Annotated in this window: 3 protein-coding genes; all 3 read right to left on the bottom strand. The window is 43.7% G+C overall.

Annotated features, from left to right (window positions below; all coding sequences use genetic code 11):
• Window positions 1-326: 326 nt before the first annotated feature.
• The 3 genes from ACE1AQ_RS04095 to ACE1AQ_RS04105 all read right to left on the bottom strand — a co-directional run bounded on the left by ACE1AQ_RS04095 (window position 327) and on the right by ACE1AQ_RS04105 (window position 3170).
• The gene (locus ACE1AQ_RS04095) at window positions 327-608 is read right to left on the bottom strand and encodes a type II toxin-antitoxin system mRNA interferase toxin, RelE/StbE family (protein WP_008205029.1); all 282 of its coding nucleotides are present in this window, start codon (window positions 606-608) and stop codon (window positions 327-329) included.
• Window positions 605-826, bottom strand: a complete 222-nt coding sequence (locus ACE1AQ_RS04100; protein ID WP_008205031.1) for a hypothetical protein — start codon at window positions 824-826, stop codon at window positions 605-607. The genes ACE1AQ_RS04095 and ACE1AQ_RS04100 overlap by 4 nt, the downstream gene beginning before the upstream one ends.
• Window positions 827-1118: 292 nt before the next feature.
• Complete coding sequence (locus ACE1AQ_RS04105; protein WP_008196723.1) at window positions 1119-3170, bottom strand: M3 family metallopeptidase; 2052 nt, start codon at window positions 3168-3170, stop codon at window positions 1119-1121.
• Window positions 3171-3704: the final 534 nt, after the last annotated feature.

A 3704-nucleotide genomic window follows, 5' to 3' on the forward strand; every position in this document is an offset into this window, starting at 1 on the left:
CCCTTATAGAGACAGGCGTTGCTGCGATTTTTGTCAACTGTTTTCGATCTAGAGCGAACTAATCAATTAAATCTATTGCCAGATAAGGATTGAGTCGATTTATGTTACCCTATCGAACCATACCAAGTAACGAAGAACCAAAAATGTTAAGCAGTCCAGTAGGGTGCATTAGGCAATCCCTTGTTTTCAGGGAAAAAATCAAGAGCTAAATATTGCCGTAACGCACCACAAAGAAAGGTTTTTGGTGCGTTAGCGTAGCGTAACGCACCCTACTGGACTGACTATGATTATACAATTGATAAGAAAGAACAAATTCAAGAGATAAATTAGTAAACTTGATCGTGTTTGCCAATATCAACTATAACAATTAAAGTTTCTCCTGAATCAGTATCTTGACGAAAAGTAAAAATAATACGGCAATCATAACTAACAGAACATGACCAATAACCTTCTAATCTACCTGTCAGCTTATGAGATTTTAAAGAAGGGGTGAAAGGGTTATCTGCTAACAAATGTAGAACCTCTGATATCTTGCTTTGTAGTTGAGGATTTTTGCTGATTAAGCGTTGAAAAGCTCTTTTAAAGCTTTTGTCAGCAACTAATTTCATTCTTCATCCTCTAACAAATAAGCCATTATCTCTTCAGCACTGCCTTTTTTTGCTGTTCCCATTGCTAAAGATTTTAAGGTTTCTTCGCCATTTTTAGCCATCTCCTCCCGGCGTTTCTCAATACGTCTTTTACGAATTAGCTCAAACAAATAATCTTGGTCTTCAATGGATAGACTCTCTACCGATTCGATCAGATCTTGAAAAAATGCGATACTCATTACAGTTTCCTACTGTTAGTTAACTTTTTTCCTGATATGCTAAGTAGCTGGTTATAATTAAATTAAAAATGGATTTTAGGTTCGATCCCCCCTGCCCCCCTTGATAAGGGGGGTGCCGATAGGCGGGGGGATCTGACAACTTTTAACTCCTACCTACTTATCACCATATATTCAAGTAGGGTGCGTCAGACAATCCCTTGTTTTTAGGGAAAAAATCAAGAGCTAAATATTGCCGTAACGCACCACAAAGAAAAGTGTTTGGTGCGTTACGCTACGCTAACACACCCTACTTTTATAAGCCGCTATGACGGAGGAGAGGCTCGGTACTAGGTTCGCGACCGCGGAAAGCTTTAAAAACATTCATAGGATGGGAACTTCCCCCCATAGCTAAGACAGTATCGCGAAAACGGCGACCGATCGCTTTCACTGCTTCTTCGTTATCTAATCCCACTTCCTCGAAAGCGGCAAAAGCATCGGCGCTGAGAACTTCTGCCCATTTATAACTATAGTAACCCGCCGCATAACCGCCGGCGAAAATATGTCCAAAAGAACACAAGAAAGCATCTTCTGGTAGGGGAGGAATGATCGTCGTCGTCGCCGCTAAACGCTGTCTAACTTGTTTAGGGGTTTCGCCGCCATTCGGTTGATAACGATGGTGTAATTCCAAATCTACTAAAGACAAATGTAGCTGACGCAGCATAGCCGAACCGCTCATATAATTCTTAGCTAGAAGCAGTTTTTGATAGTAATGTTCGGGGAGAGTTTCACCGGTTTGGTAGTGTTTGGCCATACTCATTAAAGTAGGGCGATCATAACACCAATTTTCCATAAATTGACTGGGCAATTCCACCGCGTCCCACTCAACGTTATTAATACCCGCAGCCCCGGAATAGTCCACAGTGGTTAACATATGCTGTAAACCGTGGCCAAATTCGTGAAATAGGGTAGTTACCTCCTCAAAGGTCATTAAACTGGGGTTTCCGTCCACTGGAGGCGTTTGATTGCAGATTAAATAAGCCACAGGTAAACGCACCTCGGTGCCGGTTTTGGCGCGACCGATACAGACATCCATCCAAGCACCGCCGCGTTTTTCGGCGGGACGACTGTAGGCATCGAGGTAGAAATAGGCGATTTTTTCGCCCTTTTCGTCGTTAATCTGGAAATAACGCACATCGGGATGCCAGATAGGTGCTTTACCGTCGGCAGCGATAATTTCTACCCCAAAAATCCGTTTAGCGAGGCTAAATATGCCTTCTAAAACCCGTGGTAGGGGGAAATAGGGGCGTAATTCCTCGGCACTAAAGTTAAACTTGGCCTGACGCTGTTTTTCTGACCAATAGGCTATATCCCAATGCTTGAGATCGTCGGTTCCGGCAAAAGTTTTTAGGGCCTCTAAATCCTGTTTTGCCGCTTCATAGCTGACTTGGCGCAAATTGTCAAGCAATTTCTCGATTTCATCCACAGAATTGGCCATTTTCCTGGCAAGACTGACCTCGGCGTAGGTACTATAACCTAAAAGATGGGCCTGTTCCTGACGAAGTTGCAAAATGCGATCGATTAAGGGATTATTATCCAATTCTCCCAGATCAGCCCGACTAACGTAGGCCTTATACAGTTTTTCGCGCAATTCCCGATTATCGCTGTACTTCATAAAGGGGAAATAACTGGGAAAATCGAGGGTAATCACCCAGGGGCCAGTTTCGGTGCTGGCGTTAGTTTCCCCTTGGCCCCGGGCGGTTTGGGCGGCTAAACTAAGGAGACTAGGGGGTAAACCGGCGATATCTTCTGGGGTTGTTAGTTTCAGTTGAAAAGCTTTGGTGGCATCGAGGATGTTATTAGAAAATTTCGTGGTGATTTCCGCTAATTCCAGTTGAATCGCGTTAAATCTGTCTTTTTTCTCCCCTACCAATCCCACCCCAGCCAATTGAGCATCCCGCAGGGAAGCTTCGACAATGCGCTGTTGTGCCTCGTCTAATTGCCCCCAGCTTTCTCCTTGGCGCAGGGACAAAAATGCCTCATAAATGGGTTTACTTTGGCTTAAACGGCTAATAAACTCGACCACCTGCGGTTGTACGCTTTCGTAAGCTTGACGCAATTCTGGGCTATTTTTTACCCCCATCAGATGACCGATAATCCCCCAACTCCAGCTTAAACGTTCTTCGATCCGGGTGAGGGGTTCGACTAATTTTTCCCAAGTGGGGGCAATCTGCGCTTCTAGATCGGTTAATTCTCTGGCCAGTTCCTGCAAAAGTTGCGTTATGCCAGGGACAATCAGGCCGGGTTGGATTTGGTCAAAAGCCGGTAATCCTTGACCGGCAAGCAGCGGGTTACTGGTGTTCGTCATAATTGTTGGTCTGCAAGGGTGAGTAATCTGTATCTTTTACTACCCTAACCTAAATCCCTGACCATCTATTCAGGCGATCGATTGCCGGAGCTTTTTCAGTGATCAGTGGGGTGTGGGGTGTGGGGTGTGGGAAGTGGGGAGGTGGGGAAGTGGGGAAATTGAACTAAAACCCCAAAACCCTAAAACTCCAACACCTAAAACCTGACTCCTGACTCCTGACTCCTAACCCAATGTGGGGCAAAGATAAGCAAAAATTATCTATTGACTGCAAAAGATTGAGAATATTTAAATTAACATTCCGCAATATTTACAAATTCTTAAGAATTAATTGAGAAAGATTTTTATTTAACAACGATGTTACAAGGGTTACAGCGATTTGATAGAATTTCATAGTGGGTTATTCTGTGCTTTTTTGGGCAGCAATAGTTAAAACCCTTGCCACACCTAGAAGGTGTTCCTAATTAGGACGGTCAAATCAGTCAATTTCACCCATAACGATGATCTTTTTTTTGTGTAGTTTTATTGCAAAAAAAA

It is taken from the genome of Microcystis sp. BLCC-F209, from assembly GCF_041928595.1.
GTDB lineage: Bacteria > Cyanobacteriota > Cyanobacteriia > Cyanobacteriales > Microcystaceae > Microcystis.